This window comes from Salipaludibacillus keqinensis, from assembly GCF_003226325.1.
Taxonomy (GTDB): Bacteria; Bacillota; Bacilli; order Bacillales; family Salisediminibacteriaceae; genus Salipaludibacillus; species Salipaludibacillus keqinensis.
The window spans coordinates 492,765-513,696 of the sequence record NZ_PDOD01000002.1; the positions used below are offsets into that span (position 1 = coordinate 492,765).

Consider the following 20,932-nt stretch of genomic DNA (forward strand, 5'->3'; position numbering starts at 1 on the left):
CAAACTTCACGTTTATCCTTATTCATACTTGACCCATCAAAGTTTAATAAAAAGAAGAGTAGATTTTATAGGCAGAAAGTTTAACTCCTAGTGCTAAAATCCACAGTTAGCTTCATAACAGTATCTATTGCTTCTTCAACGAAAGCACCCGTTAGTTTAAGTGAATTCTTTCACAATTTAACTGTACCTCTGCATTTATTCATAATCTTTAATTTAATCTAGCGTTATAAGTATGTCCTTTGAATGATTTTCTCTATAGCTGATGAGAACAGTTATTGCACTATACTCCAATACTTGAAGAACAATTATCTTTTAAGATATCTTAACATTTATTTCCTTTTAATTGGATATAAAAAGACCATTTTTTGTTTGAACAAGTTTGTTGAACAAGCACTTGTAATAATAGACGTTTTATAGGAAACTTGTGATTTTTCCCGATACAGGCAATTCTAAAAATAAAACAGGACTATCTACGAAATTTTCATTCTTGGATAATATTTTTTAGTATATACCTTGCATTATTAGGTATTTCAATTTTATACTAATTGAAAGGGAGGGAAAAATTTGGATATTAACAAAGAAGTTCTGAAGGGACATATAGATTTAATTATTATTTCTCTGCTTCATAACAACGATTTATATGGCTATCAAATAGCCAAATTAATAAGAGAAACAGGCCATCATAACTTCGATATTAAAGAAGGGACACTGTATCTTTCATTAAAAAGACTAGAAAAAAATAAATTTATTGAATCCTACTGGGGAGCAGACAAAGGACCCGGTGGGAGAAGAAAATACTATAAAATCACAGATGATGGAAAAGAAAAATATAACCATATGCAAGTTGAATGGATCTATTTAAAAGAATTAATAGACTCTTTTTTGGAAGGGAGAAAATAGGATGAAAAGAATAGATGAATACGTCAATTTTATCTATAAACATGTTTCGGGCGATAAAGAAGAGATTGAAGAATTAAAAGAGGAAATGAGAAATCATTTAATTGAATGTGCGGAAGAATTAAAAAGTGAAGGGAAATCAGAAAAACAAGCCGTACAGATGGCTATAGAGAGGTTTGGAGGGGAAAAAGTAAAAGGGTCTGTCATAGGAGAGATTTTCAACACCCAAAAATTATTTTCAAAAATAGTTCTGATTGTCGGAGTAGCTATGCTACTATTATCAATCGTTTTGGGTGAAGTGATTGCATTGGCTGGCAATAAAGCAATTGAGGAAGATGGCGAAATTCACGCAGAGGTCTTGTCTATATTAGATGATCAAGAAACGATCACGGACGACCAAAAGGAAGTGCTAGATTCAATGCTAGCTGAGACTCAATACACCACGGCGTACAAGTACTATTATATCAGTGATTTAGAGGTTGAGTCATTCGATCATGATCTAGTTGAGGCACATGTAGAACATAATGCTCCAGTTTATCATTACGAAAATAAAGAATTATTAGAGAAGACCCTGTTCATGGAGATTGGAACGACAACCGAGTCTGCCGGAAATTCACATATTGAAAATGAAATTATTAAAAATTCCCCTTTATCAAATATGGTCGTATTAGTCGGTATGGTCATTTACTGGATTTTATTCAACATTTGGGGAATCATTACCCTTTACCAACGAAATCATTTAAAGGTTGGATGGGTCATATTAGTTGTAACTTTAAACGTGGTTGGGTACGTTCTCTACCTACAATGGGACAAAAATTCAAGAGAACCTTCATAGGTGATTTTATGATAGAAATACAATCACATCAACGGGTCTACGGTCTTTTAAGGGGTGTCCCAAATTCAGTAAGAAAAGTTGGGACACCTGCTTTTTTTTGTGGAGTTAAAAAGGCTTAAAATCTTGTATAACGAGGGTTGATAGGTTCGGTGGTCTATTAGGAACATCTGAAATCTTCAAGACAGAGGATAATTATACACGCGAGGCGGACTTCCCGAAAATAACCATCACTATATTAAAGATATAATAGCCTACTATAGCTCCAGACGTATTTAACATAATGTCATCTACATTAAAAACTCTATGTGATCCGATAGTTAACCCCGTAATTAATTGTATAATTTCTATCGAGCTGCTTGTAAAAAATGCTACAAAAATCGTACATTTTAGATTCCGCAAACGTTGATATAATAGCGGTAAATACAATCCTAAAGGCAAAAGTAATATTAAATTTTCTAAGTATGCTCTTGGCAGGTAACCACTATTAAAGGAATCAATAATAAAGTAAAACGGAACTAATTGAACTGAAACTGTATATGGTGTAAACATAATTGGAAACAGCGTCAATTTAATAACATGAATCATGTAATAAATAAAGCTATAAAATACAAACCTCTTGAATAACGAACGTTCTTTCTTTCTGTTACGAATTTGGTCGAAGATGACATATAGAATAAGAAATATAGTTGCATACGTGTGAAATAACTGTTGGTCTATCAAATGAAAATCTCCTTAGAATAATTAAGAGTATATATAATAGTTCTTTCGATACTGGTTTCCCCTTTAGCGATGCATCAACGGGTACAGCTTGTTCAACTATTGCTCCCCGTTAGTTAAGCATCGGACTATTCAAGTTCCTCTGATGAAGGTGGTTCAAAGATTTGAACCCACTCTTTTAGTTTAGCTTTCGGTATAAAAAAAGTCCCATCTGGTTTTTGAATATTTCTAGTCTCTAGACGTTTAAACAACACCTCTTCTGATATATCAACAAAATGAATTTTAAAATCAGCTCCTAGTTCCTTGGCTCGAAAACGAAACTCGTCTCGTTGACTCCGGCCCCAACATCCAAAATCTAGAATAACATCATTGCCAAGAACTAAAACCCTAGCTGCAACGTCCCACATTAGAGTTTCCACTGCATCATGTCTAGCATCGTGCATTGCTTCGTCTGATTCCGTCATGTTCTCCCCAAAATCGTTCCCAAATAAACGGAGGTGCCATTCATCAGGAGTAAGACGAAGAGCCGAATGTTTCTTTTCAAGTTTACGAGCAAGTGTAGTTTTACCACTACATGGAAGACCAACCATTAAATGAAGTGTCGCGATAATAATCATCTCCAATCTTATAAAAAAGACTTAAAATTTCTTTAGTTTATCATGTACTTAAACAAAACTCCCCAATAGTTTAAGTGCATTTCTTCACATAGTCTGTAATTCCCTCCCGTTAATTTTAACATAAATATCCAGAAGAAAAATTTAATAACATTTGATTTCATACGGTAAAAAACACATGTGATTTCAATTGTGAAATCGCATGTGTTTATTAATAATGGCTTGTATGCACCTCTGAAGTAAACCAGTTACGAAGATTCAGACTATGTTACTCTTTGCTATTTGTTCGCGATTTATTTAGTTCCAACTTTTTTTCTCAAGTAATGCTCTGCTCACTTATAAACAGATACCTCTCGAAGATATTCTTGAGGCTTGCTACTGTGCAAAAATTCTTTAACATGATCATAATCATGATAAGGGACTTTCTTTCCTTTAATAATTTGGAATTCTTCCATACATAGACCGGTTATTAATATCAGGTCTCCCTCTTTAGCGAGTCCCATTGCTTTCTTAATGGCTTCCCCACGATTTGGCACGGGATGAACATTTTTTGTTGTAGTCTCAAACCCAGCTATAACATCGTTAACGACAACCACTGGATCTTCATCGCCTGGATGGTCGGCTGTTACAATAATCTCATCTGCTCTCCCCTCCACCGCTTTCGCTATAGGTGCCCGAAGAGATTTTTCTCTAATGCCAATTCCAGTAATCATGATAATTAGTCGTTTGTAAGGAATGGGCTTGATTGTTTTAAGTAAGTTTTCTAGCGCCACTGGAGTGTGAGAAAAATCAAAAATCATTTTTCGATCAGGGAACTCAGGAATGAGTTGAAGTCTCCCTGGAGGGCCCTCAAGTTTATGAAACAGAGGAGAAATCTCTTGGATCGTGAAGCCTTTTGCAAGACATACACAAAGACTAGCCAGGAAATTATAAATGTTGTGTGTACCAAGTACGGGTATAAAAATATGATGCTTCTCATCTTTAATAAGCAAATCAAAGGAGCTACCGTTCTGCGTAGCTTTCAGATTTTCTGCTTGCACGGTAGCATTATGATGAATGCCGTATGTCCAAAGTTCCCCTTTAAACGTAGAAAGGATATCCTTACTCATACCTTCATCATCAATATTTACTACTGCCACATTTGCTTGTTCAAATAGTCTTAATTTCGCTTGCTTATACTGCTCAAATGTTCCGTGATAGTCAAGGTGCTCTGGATGAAGATTTGAATGTACAGCAATGTCAAAATGAAGCCCAAATAACCTTTCTTGATCAAGACCTATGGATGTTGCTTCCATAACTACACAAGAAATATCCCTATTTCTCATTCGCTTTAAATGGGCGTGCAGGTCGGACGATTCTGGTGTTGTAGGTGTGCTTCTATGGAGAGATAGGGAACTTTTATGATCCCATACACCAGCGGTACCTATGGACCCCGTTTTAATTCCTGCACCATTTAACAAGTTCCGAATATAAGCCGTAATCGTTGTTTTGCCAAATGTACCCGTGACCCCAATTAAAGACATCTGTTTATGAGCATGACTTTGTAGATAAGAGGAATAAAGAGCAAGCGCTTTCTTAGGTTCTCTGACAAGAATAAATTGAACGTCAGAATACCGCTTTGCATTCTCTATCATTACTTCCTGGTTGTCCCCGATAATCTGCACTGCTCCTTGAAACACTGCTTTCTCTATGAAGAGATGACCATCTGTATTGTCTCCTTTTATGCAAACAAAACAACCATTATTCGTTATTTTTCTAGAGTCATAATTTATGTGAGTAACCTCTTTTGGAGCTGGTCCAATGGTAGACAGCAATTGATCTTTTAAAACGTGAGGAAGGTTCATGTTGGGACTCCAATCATAAGTCATTTTTATACTATAGTACCCAATTAAGGAAATCAGTAACCTCCCATTATTAGGTAAAAAGAGCTATGATTTCAACATATAGATCCCAGCATAACCCTTTTTCGTTCTTCAATCGTTTCAACAGTTTGCTGAATTCAGTTATGCTACATCTTTTATCCACAGTTGTCATCGCGGCTCAGTTTATGTCGAAATAAGCTCATACTTATGATACCGCATTAAAGTGAGACAGCGCAACAAATCCGGTGCGAACCGTAACATAAAATCAAGAAAGCACAACAAATCTAGGGCGCAGCGCAACATAAAAAACAAGCGCGACAAATTAGGAGAGAGGTGGATTTTCAATTTATTTATGACAATTACAAAGCACGTAAAAAGCACAGCCCGTGCTCTAGGCTGTACTTTGATAGTCCGTTTTCAAACTTATCGTGCCATTTAGTTTACGCTTGACCCTTTAAAGACGTACTCGTCTCTTGATCAGCGATATTTAACCCATCTTCACCTTCGTGTGCTAAAATTCAAGGTGGAAAGATCTTCTTTAGTGAAGGGAAACTTTCATCAATAGATTGTCTTCACACCTTTTGTTGATGGGTAAATAAATTATAAAATGTCGGAGAGGGATCATACATTATGGGTGAATTAGAAGCGTTACAAATCGTACTTGTCATCATTACTGCGTTGTTGATCGGCATTTCAAAAACCGGGTTACCGACCCTTGGAATTTTAGTTGTTGCCATTATGGCTTCTATTTTTCCAGCTCGAGAATCGATCGGTCTTGTTCTACCAATGTTAATTATCGCAGATATTGTTGCAGTCATTTATTACCGCAGAAGCGTCAATTGGAAAACATTGTTCTCACTGGTTCCATGGGTCCTAGGTGGGTTAGTGCTAGGGTTTCTACTATTGTTTTTTATGACAGCAAGCAGACCTGTTGAAGTGATTTTGGGCTTGATCATTTTAACCATGATTTTTCTGCAAGTTTTCAAAGAAAAATCAGGTGCTTCATGGATAAAATCCCTCCCTCACTCAAAAAGCTTCCTCATTGTCATGGGGACGCTCGCGGGCTTCACAACAATGGTCGGGAATGCTGCCGGTCCAATCATGGCCATCTTTTTAATAGCGATCGCTTTACCTAAAAAAGATTTTATCGGTACAGGCGCATGGTTCTTCTTGGCTGTAAATGTAATAAAAGTCCCTCTATTCGGTGGTTTAGGTTTGATTACGTTAGACAGCCTAGTTTTCAATGCTTGGCTGATTCCGGTGATTTTAATAGGAACTTATCTTGGCATAAAATTCTTACCGCTCATCCCTCAGAAGCAATTTAACGTGATTATCCTCTTTTTCTCCTTTCTTGGCGGGTTGAAGTTACTGATGGGTTAGGAAAATCCAATTACTCAGCCTGAGACACTTGTCCCAGGCTATTTTTGGGGCAACAATAAGCATCATGACTTTTATTTTGAAGCCTCGCTAGCTCTTTTGCTACGTTCACTTGATGACGCAATCTCTGAACGTCGCTAATCTCCTAAGTTAGCTACGTTCGCTTGATGAGGCTCCCTCTGAACGTCGCCAATCTCCCAAGTTAGCTACGTTCACTTGATGACGCAATCTCTGAACGTCGCTAATCTCCCAAGTTAGCTACGTTCGCTTGATGACGCTCCCTCTGAACGTCGCTAATCTCCCAGGTTAACTTCGTTCGCTGATGACACTCCCTCTGAACGTCGCTAATCTCCTAAGTTAGCTACGTTCGCTTGATGACGCTCCCTCTGAACGTCGCTAATCTCCCAGGTTAACTTCGTTCGCTTGATAAGGCTCCCTCTGAACGTCGCCAATCTCCCAAGTTAGCTACGTTCACTTGATGACGCAATCTCTGAACGTCGCCAATCTCCCAAGTTTACTACGTTCGCTTGATGACGCTTCCTCTGAACGTCGCCAATCTCCCAAGTTAGCTACGTTCACTTGATGACGCTCCCTCTGAACGTCGCTAATCTCCCAAGTTAGCTACGTTCACTTGATGACGCTCCCTCTGAACGTCGCTAATCTCCCAGGTTAACTACGTTCGCTTGATGACGCTCCCTCTGAACGTCGCCAACATCTCGTCAACGCGCCCCCACCAACAACAAAAAAAGACAGCTGCTAAAACTAGCAACTGCCTCTCTTAAAAATTCTTTTATGGTAATTTTGTTGTGCCCATTAAGAAGCGATCGCATTCTCTTGCTGCACCGCGACCTTCATTGATGGCCCAGACAATCAAGCTTTGTCCACGTCTCATGTCTCCAGCGGCAAAGACGCCTTCTACATTCGTCGTGTACTTTTCAAAGTCGGCTTTAACCGTTGTTCTTTCTTCTGTTTCCACACCAAGATCTTCAATAAGACCTTGTTCTGGCCCTGCAAATCCGATGGCTAGTAAGACAAGATCCGCTGGCCATACTTTTTCTGAGCCTGGAATTTCTTTACGGATTCGTTGTCCGCCTTCACCAATCGTCGTTTCCACATCGATGGTGTGAACTTCTTTCACGTGTCCATTGTCGTCTCCAACGAACTTCGTTGTCATCACTGCATAAGCCCGTGGGTCTTCTCCGAATACGGCTTCTGCTTCTTTTTGACCATATTCAATGCGGTGAATGACTGGCCATTGTGGCCAAGGGTTATTATTATCATCACGCTCTGTGCCTTTTTTCGTGTAAATATCAAACTGCGTTAAACTTTTGCAACCATGACGTAACGACGTTGAAAGACAATCTGTACCTGTATCTCCACCACCAATAACAATCACGTCTTTATCTTGAGCGGAAAGGTAGTTTCCATCTTCGTGGTTGGAATCTAACAAACTTTTTGTATTTGAGTGTAAGAAGTCCATTGCGTAATGGATCCCTTTCAACTCACGTCCATCAGCTGGAATGTTACGGTGAACCGTCGCTCCTCCGCAGAGGATGGTAGCGTCAAAGTTTTCATCCAGTTCAGAAGCTGGCAGGTCTTTCCCTACTTCCGTATTCGTTACGAACTCGATTCCTTCTTGCTCCAAAATATCCACACGACGTTGCACCACTTCGTAAGGAAGTTTCATTTCTGGAATCCCGTAAGTTAACAGACCACCAATTCGGTCGTGGCGTTCATAGACAGTAACCGTGTGACCCGCTTTATTCAATTGCGCGGCAGCCGCAAGACCCGCGGGTCCAGAACCGACGACGGCGACTTTTTTGCCTGTTCGCGTTTTAGGAGGTTCAGGAACGACCCATCCTTCTTCAAATCCCTTTTCTATGATGGAACGCTCCACCGTACGAATGGCCACTGGTGGCTCATTGATACCAAGGACACATGCCCCTTCACATGGAGCTGGACAAGCCATCCCAGTGAATTCAGGGAAATTATTCATTTCGTGTTCTTTCCTCAATGCTTCTTTCCACTGACCTCTGTAGACCATATCATTCCATTCAGGAATAAGGTGGTAGACCGGACAACCGGTCGTAGCACCATTAATCTCCATTCCCGTGTGGCAAGTCGGTACGCCGCAGTCCATGCAGCGAGCCCCTTGCTGTTTCACTTCCTCTTCTGTTAAAGGCTTTGTGTAATCTTCCCAATCCTTCGTTCGTTCAGAAGGGTTTCGTTCGTGTTGAGACTGACGATCATACTCCATAAATCCAGTCGCTTTTCCCATGGTAGACACCCTCCTATCTTTATTGTTTCAACGCTTCTGCGCTTATTTTGCTTTCTTCAAAGGCGGTCATTTCCGCTTCGAATTGCTCTTTGCCTTCACCTAACAATTGTTGGATCCGGTTTTCAATTTTGCGATAGTCTTTCGGAATGACTTTCACAAATTTAGGCAATAGTTCTTTCCAATTTTTCAATATACGTGTCGCATTGTCGCTATACGTATGCTCAATATGCTTTTTAATCATTTCATAAACTTCGTCAATTTCATCCTGATCTTCCAGTGACTCTAGATGGACTAATTCCTGATTGCATTTCTTCTCAAACGGTTCGTCTGATTCGTGAAGAACATAGGCGACGCCACCTGACATTCCAGCAGCGAAGTTTCTGCCTGTTGAACCAAGGACAATAACCTTTCCACCGGTCATGTATTCACAACCGTGGTCTCCAACGCCTTCAACGATGACGTTCGCGCCACTGTTTCGAACACAGAATCGTTCACCGGCGATCCCATTAATATACGCTTCACCGCCTGAAGCACCGTAAAAACATACGTTACCGACGATAATGTTTTCTTCTGGTTTGTACGAGCGCTTCCTTGAAGGGCGTACCATGATTTTTCCTCCAGAGAGACCTTTACCAACATAGTCGTTACCGTCTCCAACGAGTTTTAATGACATCCCTTTAGGAATAAATGCGCCAAAGCTTTGACCTGCAGAGCCTTTGAATGTTAAGCGGATCGTATCTTCAGGTAGACCTTCTAATCCGTAGCGTCTCGTTACTTCACTACCAAGGATCGTTCCAACCACTCGGTTAATGTTACGGATCGACAACGTCCTCTTCACTGGAATTTGAGACTCAAGAGCATCTTCACAAAGTGGAATCAATTCTTCCATATCAAGGGACTCATCCAAGCCGTGATCTTGTTTCTTCGATGCATAACGTGTGATGCGTGCAGGTACGTCAGGCTTATGAAGAAGGGCGGATAGATCAACACCTTTAGCTTTCCAATGATCGACCGCTTCGTTTGTTTCCAATACATCCGTTCGACCGACCATTTCAGTCAATGTTCTAAATCCTAGTTCAGCCATTAACTCTCGAACTTCTTGAGCAATGAATAACATGAAATTCTCAACATGATCGGCTTTTCCTGGAAATTTCTTTCTTAATTCAGGGTTCTGCGTTGCCACACCTACTGGACAAGTGTCTAAATGACAGACTCGCATCATGACACAGCCTAATACGACTAATGGGGCAGTAGAGAAACCATACTCTTCTGCACCTAATAACGTGGCTACAATCACATCTCGACCTGTCATCATCTTCCCGTCTGTTTCAACGACGATGCGATCCCTTAGATGATTTAATAGTAACGTTTGATGCGTTTCAGCTAAACCGATTTCCCACGGTAAGCCCGTGTGCTTCAAACTTGTTCTTGGTGCTGCTCCTGTTCCGCCGTCATATCCACTAATTAAGACAAGATCAGCTCGACCTTTTGCCACACCTGCTGCAATCGTACCCACACCAACAGCAGAAACGAGTTTCACACTGATGCGGGCTTTCGGATTGGCATTTTTCAAGTTATGAATTAATTCCGCTAAATCCTCAATCGAATAAATATCGTGATGCGGCGGTGGTGAAATTAATTCCACGCCAGTTGTTGAACCACGAACTTCAGCGATCCACGGATACACTTTCTTCCCTGGAAGGTGTCCACCTTCCCCTGGCTTAGCGCCCTGAGCAATCTTAATTTGAATTTCGTCTGCATTGACTAAATAGTGACTGTTGACACCGAAACGTCCAGAAGCTACTTGTTTAATTGAGCTTCTTCGTAGGTCACCATTTTCATCAGGAGTGAAGCGATCGATGTCTTCTCCACCTTCACCGCTGTTACTGCTTGCGCCTATTCGATTCATCGCAATAGCCAAGGCTTCATGGGCTTCTTGACTGATCGCCCCGTATGACATAGCTCCCGTTTTAAATCGTTTACAGATCTCTTCGACAGACTCTACTTCATCAATGGAGATGGGCTCTCGCTCTTTAAATTTCAACAGACCTCGAAGAGATTGCAAGTTGTTTTTCTCATCGGTCAGTAACTTGGAATATTTTTTAAATTCCTTGTAATTGTTTGTACGACAAGCGTATTGCAAGAGATGAATCGTTTCAGGATTGTACTGATGATCTTCACCATTTTGTCTGAACTGGAACTCATCACCTGTCTCCAGTGCTTTTTGCGCTCCACGATCATCGCCAAAGGCCATCTCATGACGCATCAGTGTTTCCTTTTCGATCATATCTAATTTAATTCCGCCAAGTCTGGAAGATGTTCTTGTAAAGTATTTATCAATCACTTCCGGATGAACCCCTACAGCTTCAAAAATTTGCGCTCCGCGGTAACTTTGGATCGTTGAAATACCCATTTTAGATAAAACTTTGATCACGCCGTCTGTGGCAGATTTAATGTACTGATTGACAGCTTCATCCAATGATTCGGCCTTTAATTCACCGATGTCCATCAAGTGATCAATCGTATCAAATGCCAAGTAAGGGTTGATCGCCTCAGCCCCATAACCTAATAAAGTAGCAAAGTGATGAACTTCTCTAGATTCTCCTGACTCAAGCAAGATGCTCACTTTCGTCCTGACGCCTTGACGAATCAAGTGGTGATGGAGACCGGAAACAGCGAGAAGTGAAGGAATGGCTGCATGATTTTCGTCGATGCCTCGATCAGAAAGAATGAGAAGGGTTGAACCTTCCTTCATTTTTTCATCCGCTTCAGCAAAAATACGCTCTAGCGCTTTTTCCATTTCGCCTGGCTGATTCTTTACAGCAAAAAGACTCGATATAGTACTCGCCTTGAAACCGTCCATATCTTGATTGCGTAACGTTTCAAGTTGATCGTTTCGTAAAACAGGTCGATCAAGCCAAATATGTTTGCAGCTCTCTGCTGTAGGATTTACAAGGCTTCCTTCAGCACCGATGGTTGTTCCCACTTGCGTAATCAGTTCTTCGCGGATCGCATCAATTGGGGGGTTCGTCACTTGAGCAAACAATTGCTTGAAATAGTTATATAAAAGCTGTGGTTTTTTAGATAAGACAGCTAAAGGTGAATCGTAACCCATTGATCCTACAGGGTCCTTTCCTCCAGTTACGAGGGGAATAATGATCTTGTTCATTTCTTCCGAGGTGTAACCAAAGGCTAGCTGGTGATTCACAAGGTCTTGTTTCTCTTTGATTTGTTTAGTTTCCTTGGATTTAGGTAATTCATCTAAGTGAATCATATTTTCTTGTAACCATTCACCGTATGGATGTTCATTGGCGATTTGCAATTTAATCTCTTCGTCTGGAATGATTTTTCCTTTTTCCAAATCTACAAGAAGCATTTTTCCTGGCTTTAAACGATCTTTATATAAAATGTCATCTGAGAAGATATCCAAGGCGCCTACTTCTGAGCCTAGTACAATCATGCCATCTTTCGTCACATAGTAGCGCGCAGGTCTTAATCCATTTCTATCAAGACAGGCACCAATTTGTCGCCCATCAGTAAAGGCAACAGCCGCTGGACCATCCCACGGCTCCATGAGCGTACTATGATACTCGTAAAAATCTCGCTTATCTGGGTGAATCGTGTCGTCGTTTGCCCAAGGTTCAGGAATCATCATCATCGCTGTGTGAGCTAAGGATCGCCCTGATAAATGTAAGAATTCAAAGGCATTATCGAACATGGAAGAGTCACTTCCGTTTTTATCAATAACAGGAAGTATTTTCTCTAAATCTTCTTCACTGAAGTTCGCTGATGCACACAATTTCTCTCGAGCCTTCATCCAGTTGGCGTTTCCACGAATCGTGTTAAATTCCCCATTATGGATCGTGTACCTGTTCGGGTGCGATCGCTTCCAACTAGGAAAGGTATTCGTACTAAATCTAGAGTGAACAAAAGCGACGGCAGATTTGAAATCTGGGTGATTTAAATCTATATAAAAGGAGTCCAGTTGTTCAGGAATTAACATACCTTTGTATACGATCGTTCTCGTTGAAAGACTGCTTATATAAAAATCATTGTGTTCAGTTGTCTTCGCTATCTCAATTTCTGTTCGCTTACGGATGATATATAATCTTCGTTCAAAATCGTCTTGGTCTTTGATGTTTTCAGATGGCAAAATGACGACCTGTTTAATATAAGGCTTCGTCTTTTTCGCTTCTTGACCTACGAAAGAGGCATTAACTGGAACTTTACGCCAGCCTAAAACGGACTGTCCTTCTTCTTCAACGATTTTCTCGAAAATACTGCGGCAGACATTTTTACTTTTCTGGCTTTGTGGGAAGAAGATCATCCCAAGACCATATTGGCCTTCAGGTGGTAGTTCCAAATCTTCTTTGTGAAACTGTTTCTCAAAAAAACGATGGGGAATCTGAGTTAAGATTCCAGCACCATCTCCTGTACTTACATCGGCCGATTGGCCCCCGCGATGCTCTAAATTACACAAAATCGTAATCGCATTCTGAACGATATCATGAGATTTTGTACCGTCAATATGAGCGATCATTCCAATTCCGCATGCTTCGTGTTCATTCTCTGGGTGATATAACCCTTGCGGTAATGGATTTCTTGGATGTGTCATGACAACGTTCCTCCCTTAAATCATTTCATGATGCAGACAAAGACATTATAAATTGATGCGAAAAAGTACCAACTTCGCAATTGTCTGCATTTTTAAATATTTCGACTAGTGTATCATGAAAAAATGAATATTTCTATTTTTTTGTTGCGGGCTATTCGGATTTTCTCTAAATTTCGCTAAATTCGTGCAAATTTTTTAATAAATATTGGAAATTTGCTCATCACTTCATATTAACGGTCGTTTGCTTTTTAATTCTATGATTTTTGGGAAAGGGTAGAGTGGTGGAGGTATTGAGGACACAGTCTGACAAAGTTGACGCTCCAAAGATGACACGAAAAGAGAGTGCCCTCAAATGGATTGATGATCTGGTGCAAGAAAGGGAGTCAAGCTCCGGTAAAATCCGTAAAGTGAACCAAGCCACTCTTTTTACCAAAGGGAACAACTAATGAATTAAACTATATATCAGAGGTGAATCACATGGATGTAATCATTTGGCTAGTTATTATCTTTTTATTTGTCCTAAGTTTTATTGGACTTCTGTATCCTATCTTACCGTCCGTTTTGTTATTGTGGGGCGGCGTTGCTCTCTACTATTTCTTTATCGATACGGGAGAGCTGTCCTGGTGGACATGGACCTCCTTTCTCGCCCTAACTATTGTCATATTCATCGCTGACTACGTGGCCAGCATGTATTTTGTGAAAAAATACGGGGCATCCAAAAAAGGAATGACTGCAGCAACTGTCGGTTTAATTGTAGGAAGTTTTATTATTCCTCCCCTTGGGATCTTCGTAGTCCCCTTCGCGTTAGTTTTGCTCGTAGAAATGATGCAAAATCAATCGTTTGAACGATCTGTGAAAGTAGCTGTAGGAACGCTGCTCGGTTTTCTGACTAGCACTTTCGCCAAAGGGTTCATACAGTTTGTGCTCATAGCTATTTTCCTTATTGATATTTGGTTATTGTAGAAGCGATTCATATAATGATCAAAAGAAATCTTCATTTTTCATCGAAGTATTTCTCACGGATTTTCACATGTGTTATAATTAAGGATCGCAAAAAATAAAACCATATTTGGAGGCAACATGTTAACATTTGAAGAAAAACTGACGATAATTGAATCCTTCCCTGAATTAGAAAGAAAAGATGTCTCATTAGGTAGAGTAAACTTCCACTTCAACGACAGTTCCACGGATAAAAAGAACGTCGTCTACCATCTACACCCAAACGGCAACGGATTTGTTTATGCTGGAGAATTAACTGGCTACGAAACAAACGAAAAAGGCATGGTCAACATTCGCAATTTCACGGAGAAAGCACTTCGTAACGTGTTGCAAAACGCGATCCTGTCCTTGACACCAGGTGAAGATGAAGATCATGGTGAAGAACTGTGGATGAACGAAAACACGCAAACATTAACGTTAATCAAAGAAGATGAGATGTGGAATGTTTACGCTGACGACGACTTGGACGGAACGTTCACAACCTATAAAGAAGCAACTTCTTATCTTGATGAAGAGGGATTTTCGAAAATTTAGATCATATGAAGTTAGTGCAGTGCTGCCAGCGTTAGTTCGTTGGTAGTGCTTTTTTTATGTTGGTGGAGGTGGGTTTAAGGTGGGATTGGGCGGCGATTGTTAGGCTTATATCACTCCTTTTAGCTCTTGATTTCTTGCGTTTTCGTCCTGATCCGTCGGGTGGTGCTAGGTAGGTGCTGCGCTGGTAGCACCTGCGTAGCATGACGTCATGCCCACCATCCCAAAATCCAAAAAAACAGTCAGCAAGTTCTGCTGACTGTTCCTGTAGCTATCATTATTCCTCAAAGAAGCCGATGTCGTCGACCATGAATCTGCCTGGCCCACCGGAGAAGGAAACAGTAATTCTTTCCAACTCCTCTACTTGGAAATCAGGATTGATTTCTTCAAAATAGTGGAGAGGAATTTCATATGTTTGAAACACTGGTTCTGTAGCATTTTCATATTTTCCTTCTCTCATCAACTCATCGGCATATTTATTTCTAGTAAATTGAGTATAAATCGCTGACGTTACGTCTCTAAAGTTTTCCAGTGGTACCGTTGCACTTTCACCATCTGTAGTCTCGAATGTCACGTCTACATTTGGCACATCTGGAAACTCGTCTTCTTCGTTCTCCATATTGGCCATGGACAGGACGAAACTGTCGTAAGAGGCTGTTAAAAATTCCTGACTGTACTCCTCAGGGAGAAACAAGGAATAATTTCCACTCTCGGCCCACTCGAACACCATTCCTTGCTTTCGCTTCGTACTGCCCCCCCGGTTGACGGCAGATTCTATCTCCCATGTGTCAAAACCAAGGCCTTCCGCTCGGATTCCGTCGTCCAGCTCTGTTTTATCATTGGCTGAATTGTAATCGACGAGGGGATGAAACGCGTCACTTTCAAACCTTGTCACGTACTGAGTGTTTGGAAGCCACTCGCTTCCATGACGGATATCACGAAACAAGGGAACATATTCCTCGTTGCCGCCTAATGTACTTTCTAAAAAGGCTGATATATAGACTTTAGCTACTTCTTGCTGTTCTTCAGCGCTCATCATTTGACTGCGATTCAGGAACAATCCACCAGGGAGCCTCATGTCCATGTGGCCCCAGTCTGTATTAAATTGACTGTGATTGGCTTCGGCAACGTATACTCCTGCTTTGAAGTGATCTGTTTCATCTACCCACGTTCGTGAGTATTGACGGTCCCCATGATAGTTGTGAACATCTCCATCTCTTGCTCCATGAATCGTTAAATAAGAAACGTCTCGCAGTTCCGCCCTCATGTCATCTACTTGATTATCCGTCGGAGCCACACCTATGACGGCTTGAACGTCGATATTGTCCATTCTAGCTAAGCCTTCGTCCTCAGAGAACCAGCGTTCATAGTCACCGACCATCGCTGCAGCTTGTCCGCCACGAGAATGACCCATGACAGCGACTCGCTGCATGTCCACTTTTTCGAAAAAAGGTGTATCAGAGTTTTCGCTAAATTCATCAATTTGAACTAAATGGTGTAGTAAAATCCAAGCTCGAAGGAAATAGTCATTATTAGGCGTTTTCGTCCAGTTGGAGAAATTCAAGAAGTTCTGATCGACAGATACGGCAATGTAGCCTCGACTTGCTAACAATTCTCCTAAATATTCGTACCCCTCATCTGAAAAGTTTTCCATTCGGTGATTTCCGTGAACCATTAATAAAACGGGGAACCTCTCGTCTCCTTCAGGCATCCACACTCGCCCATTTAACGGAAAGGATGTTTCATCAAAATCCCAGAAGAACTTCCGGAATCGCTCCCATTCATTTGTATACTCTGACGCATCCACAGAGTTTGACACCACGTCCGGATGCTTGAATTCGCTTCGGTGATTGTCTGAACCATTTCCGTAAGAAAAAGTTTTCACCTCATAGTCCCCTTCTTCAGCAGGGTTTTCAACAGCTAAGGGTGAGACACCATCATCTTCGCTAAAAGACGGTTCTACCTCGTGTTGATCAATTGTGGGTGACCAAAACAAGATAAATAAAATGATTGCTGCAGGCACTAGTGATACTAGCCCTTTATTCATCAGTGACAAGCGGTTTGTACGGATGACCGTTAAAATGATCCCGACGCAAAACGCGACCAAGAAATAAGCGCCAATGACGATCCAAGAAAAAACGGTGCCGAGGTTTGCTTCCGATAATATGTAATGATTAATATAGACAAAGTAAGCGAGACTTCCAATAAACATTCTCGGCAACGGTACATAAATCATTGAAAGGACGAATCCGATGATTCCAGCAGACAAGATAAATAAGATCGTATTTAACGCGATGTAGACAAGTAAATCTACTTGAGCACCAAATCCGGTGGGTGTTGCTAGTCCTGCGATAATTACAGAGAGGACCGTGAATAACCAAAGAGAAAGAATAATCATCTTTAGTTTCGAATCGTATGCAGGCGTTTGAACCGCTCTGTTTTTCAACCAAAAAAACGTTTGTTTCATTATATGTATACTCTTTCCCGAACTGACCATCTAAACGTATCTCCTCACATTTCTATCCATGTTATTTATGCATGAAGGTTTTCTTTATTGTAACTTTTGGAAGAACTTATATTATACCAAACCTGTTCCCCTTATAGACAAAGAATATCCGTGCTTTTTCGATGAAAAGTGTGTGAAAAAACTCTCTTTAGGAAAAAGAGAGTTAAATTCGTTTATTAATATTGAAATTGTCTTGAAGTAACAGCCAATTTTGCGGAAAATCCCAGCCCAGCACCCAGTAGTAAACGCCTCGTAAATTCTTTTCTTTCACAAGATCGAATTTCGCTTGAATGCTCCTTGCATCTTCAAACCACACCTCGTGCTGCCGACCTTGCTCATCATAATAGGTGAAGAAAGGAGATTGAGCCGTTTCATCATATTCAATGGCTGCGTTGTAAGTGCGGGCTAGCCGGATCGCTTCTTGGTGGTCAATAGCACGAGCTCTCGATTCCCCTTCAACATAGGGAAGAGTCCAGTCATAACCGTAGAGTGGAATCCCTAGCATGATCTTATCAGCAGGCATAACAGACTCAGCGAACTCCACAACCCTTCTAACTTCATTAATAGGAGCTACCGCTCTTGGAGGGCCTCCCGTCCATCCCCATTCATACGTCATTAAAAACACGAAATCTGCCACTTCACCATGAAAGGCATAATCATGACCTTCGTATAAAACGCCAATCATTCCAGGCTCAACGATCGGAGCAAGCGCACTAGAAAGGAAAAATCCTTTTTCATCAAGTCGCTCTTTCGCTTTCGTCATTAATTGATTGTATCGCTCCCGATTTTCTGCCCCTAAATATTCTAGGTCGAAATCCAGCCCTAAGTACCCTTTCTCCTCCATGATCGCAATCGCTTCATCTAATAACGTGTTTTGTAATTCTTCACTACTAAGAACCGTCGTAACAAGCTCAGTACTAAATCCCCCCTCTTCAATGTTTGTAATGACCATTAAAGGAACGATTTCATTCTCATAGGCTGTATTGATAATCGCTTGGTCATTGAGCGGTTTTAGCGTGCCATCCTCTTGAAGCTCGTAGCTGAAGATTTGCAGAAAGGTTAAGTAGTTGCCCACTTGGTCGACTACTTGAGGAGAATCCTCCCCTGTAATTTGCAAATCCACATAAGCGCCTACATCAATAGAAGGTCTTTGCCGTGTGAGGTCTGGGATAAATAACCTTGATCCTACAGGAACATAAGGAGAATCGTTCAACCGGTTAATATTCATGATCTGTTCTAGGGGAACATGGTATCTCTGACTAAGCTGCCATATATTTTCACCAGCTTGTAAATAGTGAAACCGTCCAGGTATAGGAATAACAATGGCTTGCCCAACAACTAGTCCTTCGTTTTCCGTTATCTGATTAGCAGACATAATCTCTTCGTATGAGATCTGATAAGCTTGTGCGATCGTCCATAACGAGTCTCCTTGGGAAACAACATGGATTTCCACCCTATCTACCTCCAATTCTTAACCTTCACTTCCACTATATTCACCATTGATAAGAATATGAAAAAAGTTAAGAATGAAGCACTTTACTAAAAAAGACTATCAAGTTTTTTACCTTGTTAGTCTTTTTTCAGTGTATGAGTGATTTTTCAAACGCTGGATCACCATTTGATGGAATCAATCGTTGCAATTATTTTTTGTTTATCTTTTTCAGACTTTTTCCAGCCGAAGATCTCTTCTTTTAAGTCTTTGAGAGTACCGTGTCCCTTCACGAAACCATTCAACCTGGCAGCCAGTGTAGAATCAGTCAGGTCTTCTTCTGTTGGGTAAAGCTCTGACAATTTAGCGGTAGCTTGTTTCCATCGGTTCAAGTAAAACTTTTGGTGATAGTCCTCTGCAGCATAAAAGGGTGCATCAGACACAAATTCTGTTTCAATAACCTTATTTGTTCTCTCCTCCCATTCCTTTTTCACTGACATAGCTTCTTCCTCCTGCTCAGGGCTATGAGTCATGAGTAAGGACATATATTGTCTGTTCTTATAGCCATGCTGTTTCGCTGAATGATTCCCCCAAAAAACGTCAAGAAGTTCTCTATAAGAGATCGTTCCAGGGTCGTAATGAATTTGTAGTGATTCTGTATGATCTCCCATTTGACGATAAGTAGGTTGAGCCGACGTTCCACCTGTATAGCCTACGTTCGTTTTCACGACACCTTTAAGATGACCAAACTGGGCATCTGGACCCCAAAATCAGCCCATCCCAAATGTAGCTTTGTTCAATAGTTTTTGATTGACTTCATTTTCACTCATGCCGAGTCCCTCCCTAAATGCATCTTGTTATCCGCTTATTTTATCTAATCTAGGTCAAACTCACAACCGATCTGAAACTCATTAGTAAAATTGAAATTATTGGATAAATTAACACAGAGATGCATATATCATGATTTTAAAGGAGCTAATGATGAAACTAACTAGGAAGAGCAACATTTATCTGAGCTTATTCAATCGGAAACTAATCAGCTGTCTATTGATGCTAATCTGTTTGACCGTTTTCGCTTCCGCAGCTTCAGCAAAAGAGTCCAGTTTATTAGAATCTTCCATTTTTGTAGATAACCAGCCTATTCAAACACAATACGTTATGAAGGACGGACAAATGATGGTCCCTGCCCTGTTTTTTAAATACACAGGTTCGCGAGTTAATTGGAATCAGACGTATGATTCGATCGTGTTTGAATTAGGAAGTGTAAAGTTTTCTAATCCTACAGGAAGCAACTATGTAGATTATCAAGATGAAACGACGAACCAATGGAAGCGAGATCAATGGCCTGTTGCTTCCATTCACGTGGACAATCAAACGTTCGTCCCGTTAGTCGATGTGGCAAAAAAGCTGGGATTAAAGATACATTATGATGACCAATCCAAGACAACGTCCATTCAAAATCCTGTCCAACGAACCGCTAAAAGAATTGGTTCCGGTCCAACAAGCGGGAAACAAATCGCACTCACCTTTGATGATGGTCCTGACGCCACCTACACAACACAGATATTAGACATTCTAGAGGAAAAAGGGGTTCCTGGCACGTTTTTCGTAGTGGGCCAGCAAGTCGATAAGTTCCCTAAATTAGTAAGAAGAATCGTTCGCGACGGCCACGGTCTAGCAAACCATTCATTTACTCACCCTAACTTTACGAAAATTCAGTCCAGTGACGTCCAAAATGAAATATTGAATACCCAACGTTCCATCGCAAACGTTGTAAGGCGACAGCCTGATTTGTTTAGACCCCCTTATGGTTTAATGACGAGAGCAGATGAAGATTTCTTAGAAAAGCGAGGGTTTCGCGTCATATTGTGGTCGGTAGATACCCTTGATTGGACAGGTTTATCTGGGGACGAAATCTATTCAAGAGTCATTCAAGACATATCGCCTGGTGGTATCATCTTGCAACATAACATCGATGTGAATCCAGGCATGCTTGATGGGACCGTTGAAGCACTCCCAAGAATCATTGATCAGTTAAAAGCTGAAGGCTACACGTTCGTTACGGTTCAAACACTTTTAGACTAGTGGTAGATAAATTTTTTATGATACGAGTCAGCTTATGCTGGCTCTTTTTGTACCGTGATTTGATAGGGATAGTGGTGTTTTCGAGACTAACCTCCCCTTCGCTCCTTCCGTTTGTCCCCAATCTCAAACTCATATCCTCCTTTAATTTTAACCAACCTTTTTTCGAGAGTGTGGTATAATACGAGCG

Annotated in this window: 14 protein-coding genes and 1 pseudogene; 6 read left to right on the forward strand and 9 right to left on the reverse strand. The window is 40.8% G+C overall.

The features are described 5' to 3' along the window. The first annotated feature begins 564 nt into the window (after nt 1-564). Nucleotides 565-900 carry a PadR family transcriptional regulator gene (locus CR194_RS09660; RefSeq protein WP_110609458.1) on the forward strand — a complete coding sequence of 112 codons (336 nt, stop codon included), beginning with the start codon at nt 565-567 and terminating at the stop codon, nt 898-900. Nucleotide 901: 1 nt separating this feature from the next. Next, a complete protein-coding gene (locus tag CR194_RS09665; RefSeq protein ID WP_110609459.1) occupies nt 902-1,732 on the forward strand; it encodes a permease prefix domain 1-containing protein in 831 nt (276 codons plus the stop codon). Nucleotides 1,733-1,924: 192 nt separating this feature from the next. On the opposite strand, the gene CR194_RS09670 is transcribed toward CR194_RS09665, so the two are convergent. The 3 genes from CR194_RS09670 to CR194_RS09680 all read right to left on the reverse strand — a co-directional run bounded on the left by CR194_RS09670 (nt 1,925) and on the right by CR194_RS09680 (nt 4,907). Further along, nucleotides 1,925-2,452, reverse strand: coding sequence for a VanZ family protein (locus CR194_RS09670; protein ID WP_110609460.1), 528 nt, complete (start codon nt 2,450-2,452; stop codon nt 1,925-1,927). Between the two features lie 125 nt (nt 2,453-2,577). Beyond that, complete coding sequence (locus tag CR194_RS09675; protein WP_233254344.1) at nt 2,578-3,066, reverse strand: AAA family ATPase; 489 nt, start codon at nt 3,064-3,066, stop codon at nt 2,578-2,580. A 329-nt stretch (nt 3,067-3,395) separates the two neighbouring features. After that, the gene (locus CR194_RS09680; RefSeq protein WP_158282225.1) at nt 3,396-4,907 is read right to left on the reverse strand and encodes a UDP-N-acetylmuramoyl-L-alanyl-D-glutamate--2,6-diaminopimelate ligase; all 1,512 of its coding nucleotides are present in this window, start codon (nt 4,905-4,907) and stop codon (nt 3,396-3,398) included. Nucleotides 4,908-5,555: 648 nt separating this feature from the next. On the opposite strand from CR194_RS09680, the gene CR194_RS09685 reads away from it, so the two are divergent. Beyond that, nucleotides 5,556-6,305, forward strand: a complete 750-nt coding sequence (locus tag CR194_RS09685) for a sulfite exporter TauE/SafE family protein (RefSeq protein ID WP_110609463.1) — start codon at nt 5,556-5,558, stop codon at nt 6,303-6,305. A gap of 787 nt (nt 6,306-7,092) precedes the next feature. Here the strand turns inward: CR194_RS09685 and CR194_RS09690 are convergent. Both CR194_RS09690 and gltB read right to left on the reverse strand, forming a co-directional pair. Beyond that, nucleotides 7,093-8,580 carry a glutamate synthase subunit beta gene (locus CR194_RS09690; RefSeq protein WP_110609464.1) on the reverse strand — a complete coding sequence of 496 codons (1,488 nt, stop codon included), beginning with the start codon at nt 8,578-8,580 and terminating at the stop codon, nt 7,093-7,095. Between the two features lie 19 nt (nt 8,581-8,599). Continuing rightward, complete coding sequence (gltB, locus tag CR194_RS09695) at nt 8,600-13,195, reverse strand: glutamate synthase large subunit (RefSeq protein ID WP_110609465.1); 4,596 nt, start codon at nt 13,193-13,195, stop codon at nt 8,600-8,602. A 477-nt stretch (nt 13,196-13,672) separates the two neighbouring features. On the opposite strand from gltB, the gene CR194_RS09700 reads away from it, so the two are divergent. Then, nucleotides 13,673-14,158 carry a DUF456 domain-containing protein gene (locus CR194_RS09700; protein ID WP_110609466.1) on the forward strand — a complete coding sequence of 162 codons (486 nt, stop codon included), beginning with the start codon at nt 13,673-13,675 and terminating at the stop codon, nt 14,156-14,158. Between the two features lie 117 nt (nt 14,159-14,275). Beyond that, nucleotides 14,276-14,728 carry a hypothetical protein gene (locus CR194_RS09705; RefSeq protein WP_110609467.1) on the forward strand — a complete coding sequence of 151 codons (453 nt, stop codon included), beginning with the start codon at nt 14,276-14,278 and terminating at the stop codon, nt 14,726-14,728. A gap of 274 nt (nt 14,729-15,002) precedes the next feature. Here CR194_RS09705 and CR194_RS09710 read toward each other — a convergent pair whose 3' ends face one another. The 4 genes and pseudogenes from CR194_RS09710 to CR194_RS20805 all read right to left on the reverse strand — a co-directional run. Then, on the reverse strand, nt 15,003-17,192 hold the full coding sequence (locus CR194_RS09710) for a poly(ethylene terephthalate) hydrolase family protein (protein ID WP_158282226.1): 2,190 nt from the start codon (nt 17,190-17,192) through the stop codon (nt 15,003-15,005). Nucleotides 17,193-17,394: 202 nt separating this feature from the next. Continuing rightward, nucleotides 17,395-18,684 carry a glycosyl hydrolase family 18 protein gene (locus CR194_RS09715; protein ID WP_110609469.1) on the reverse strand — a complete coding sequence of 430 codons (1,290 nt, stop codon included), beginning with the start codon at nt 18,682-18,684 and terminating at the stop codon, nt 17,395-17,397. Nucleotides 18,685-18,842: 158 nt separating this feature from the next. Beyond that, nucleotides 18,843-19,052 carry a hypothetical protein gene (locus CR194_RS20800; RefSeq protein ID WP_332888668.1) on the reverse strand — a complete coding sequence of 70 codons (210 nt, stop codon included), beginning with the start codon at nt 19,050-19,052 and terminating at the stop codon, nt 18,843-18,845. 3 nt (nt 19,053-19,055) lie between these two features. Next, nucleotides 19,056-19,418 (reverse strand): annotated as a pseudogene (locus CR194_RS20805) (peptide-methionine (S)-S-oxide reductase); the annotation flags it as partial. A 223-nt stretch (nt 19,419-19,641) separates the two neighbouring features. On the opposite strand from CR194_RS20805, the gene CR194_RS09725 reads away from it, so the two are divergent. Then, nucleotides 19,642-20,745: a polysaccharide deacetylase family protein gene (locus CR194_RS09725; protein ID WP_110609471.1), complete on the forward strand. Its 1,104-nt coding sequence runs from the start codon at nt 19,642-19,644 to the stop codon at nt 20,743-20,745. Nucleotides 20,746-20,932: the final 187 nt, after the last annotated feature.

What these genes read in the sequence shown, in the direction of transcription:
- CR194_RS09665 (WP_110609459.1), top strand. Translation starts at nt 902, where the DNA reads ATGAAAAGAATAGATGAATACGTCAATTTTATCTATAAACATGTTTCG.
- CR194_RS09675 (WP_233254344.1), bottom strand. Translation starts at nt 3,066, where the DNA reads ATGATTATTATCGCGACACTTCATTTAATGGTTGGTCTTCCATGTAGT.
- CR194_RS09680 (WP_158282225.1), bottom strand. Translation starts at nt 4,907, where the DNA reads ATGAACCTTCCTCACGTTTTAAAAGATCAATTGCTGTCTACCATTGGA.
- CR194_RS09685 (WP_110609463.1), top strand. Translation starts at nt 5,556, where the DNA reads ATGGGTGAATTAGAAGCGTTACAAATCGTACTTGTCATCATTACTGCG.
- CR194_RS09690 (WP_110609464.1), bottom strand. Translation starts at nt 8,580, where the DNA reads ATGGGAAAAGCGACTGGATTTATGGAGTATGATCGTCAGTCTCAACAC.
- gltB (WP_110609465.1), bottom strand. Translation starts at nt 13,195, where the DNA reads ATGACACATCCAAGAAATCCATTACCGCAAGGGTTATATCACCCAGAG.
- CR194_RS09700 (WP_110609466.1), top strand. Translation starts at nt 13,673, where the DNA reads ATGGATGTAATCATTTGGCTAGTTATTATCTTTTTATTTGTCCTAAGT.
- CR194_RS09705 (WP_110609467.1), top strand. Translation starts at nt 14,276, where the DNA reads ATGTTAACATTTGAAGAAAAACTGACGATAATTGAATCCTTCCCTGAA.
- CR194_RS09710 (WP_158282226.1), bottom strand. Translation starts at nt 17,192, where the DNA reads ATGAAACAAACGTTTTTTTGGTTGAAAAACAGAGCGGTTCAAACGCCT.
- CR194_RS09725 (WP_110609471.1), top strand. Translation starts at nt 19,642, where the DNA reads ATGAAACTAACTAGGAAGAGCAACATTTATCTGAGCTTATTCAATCGG.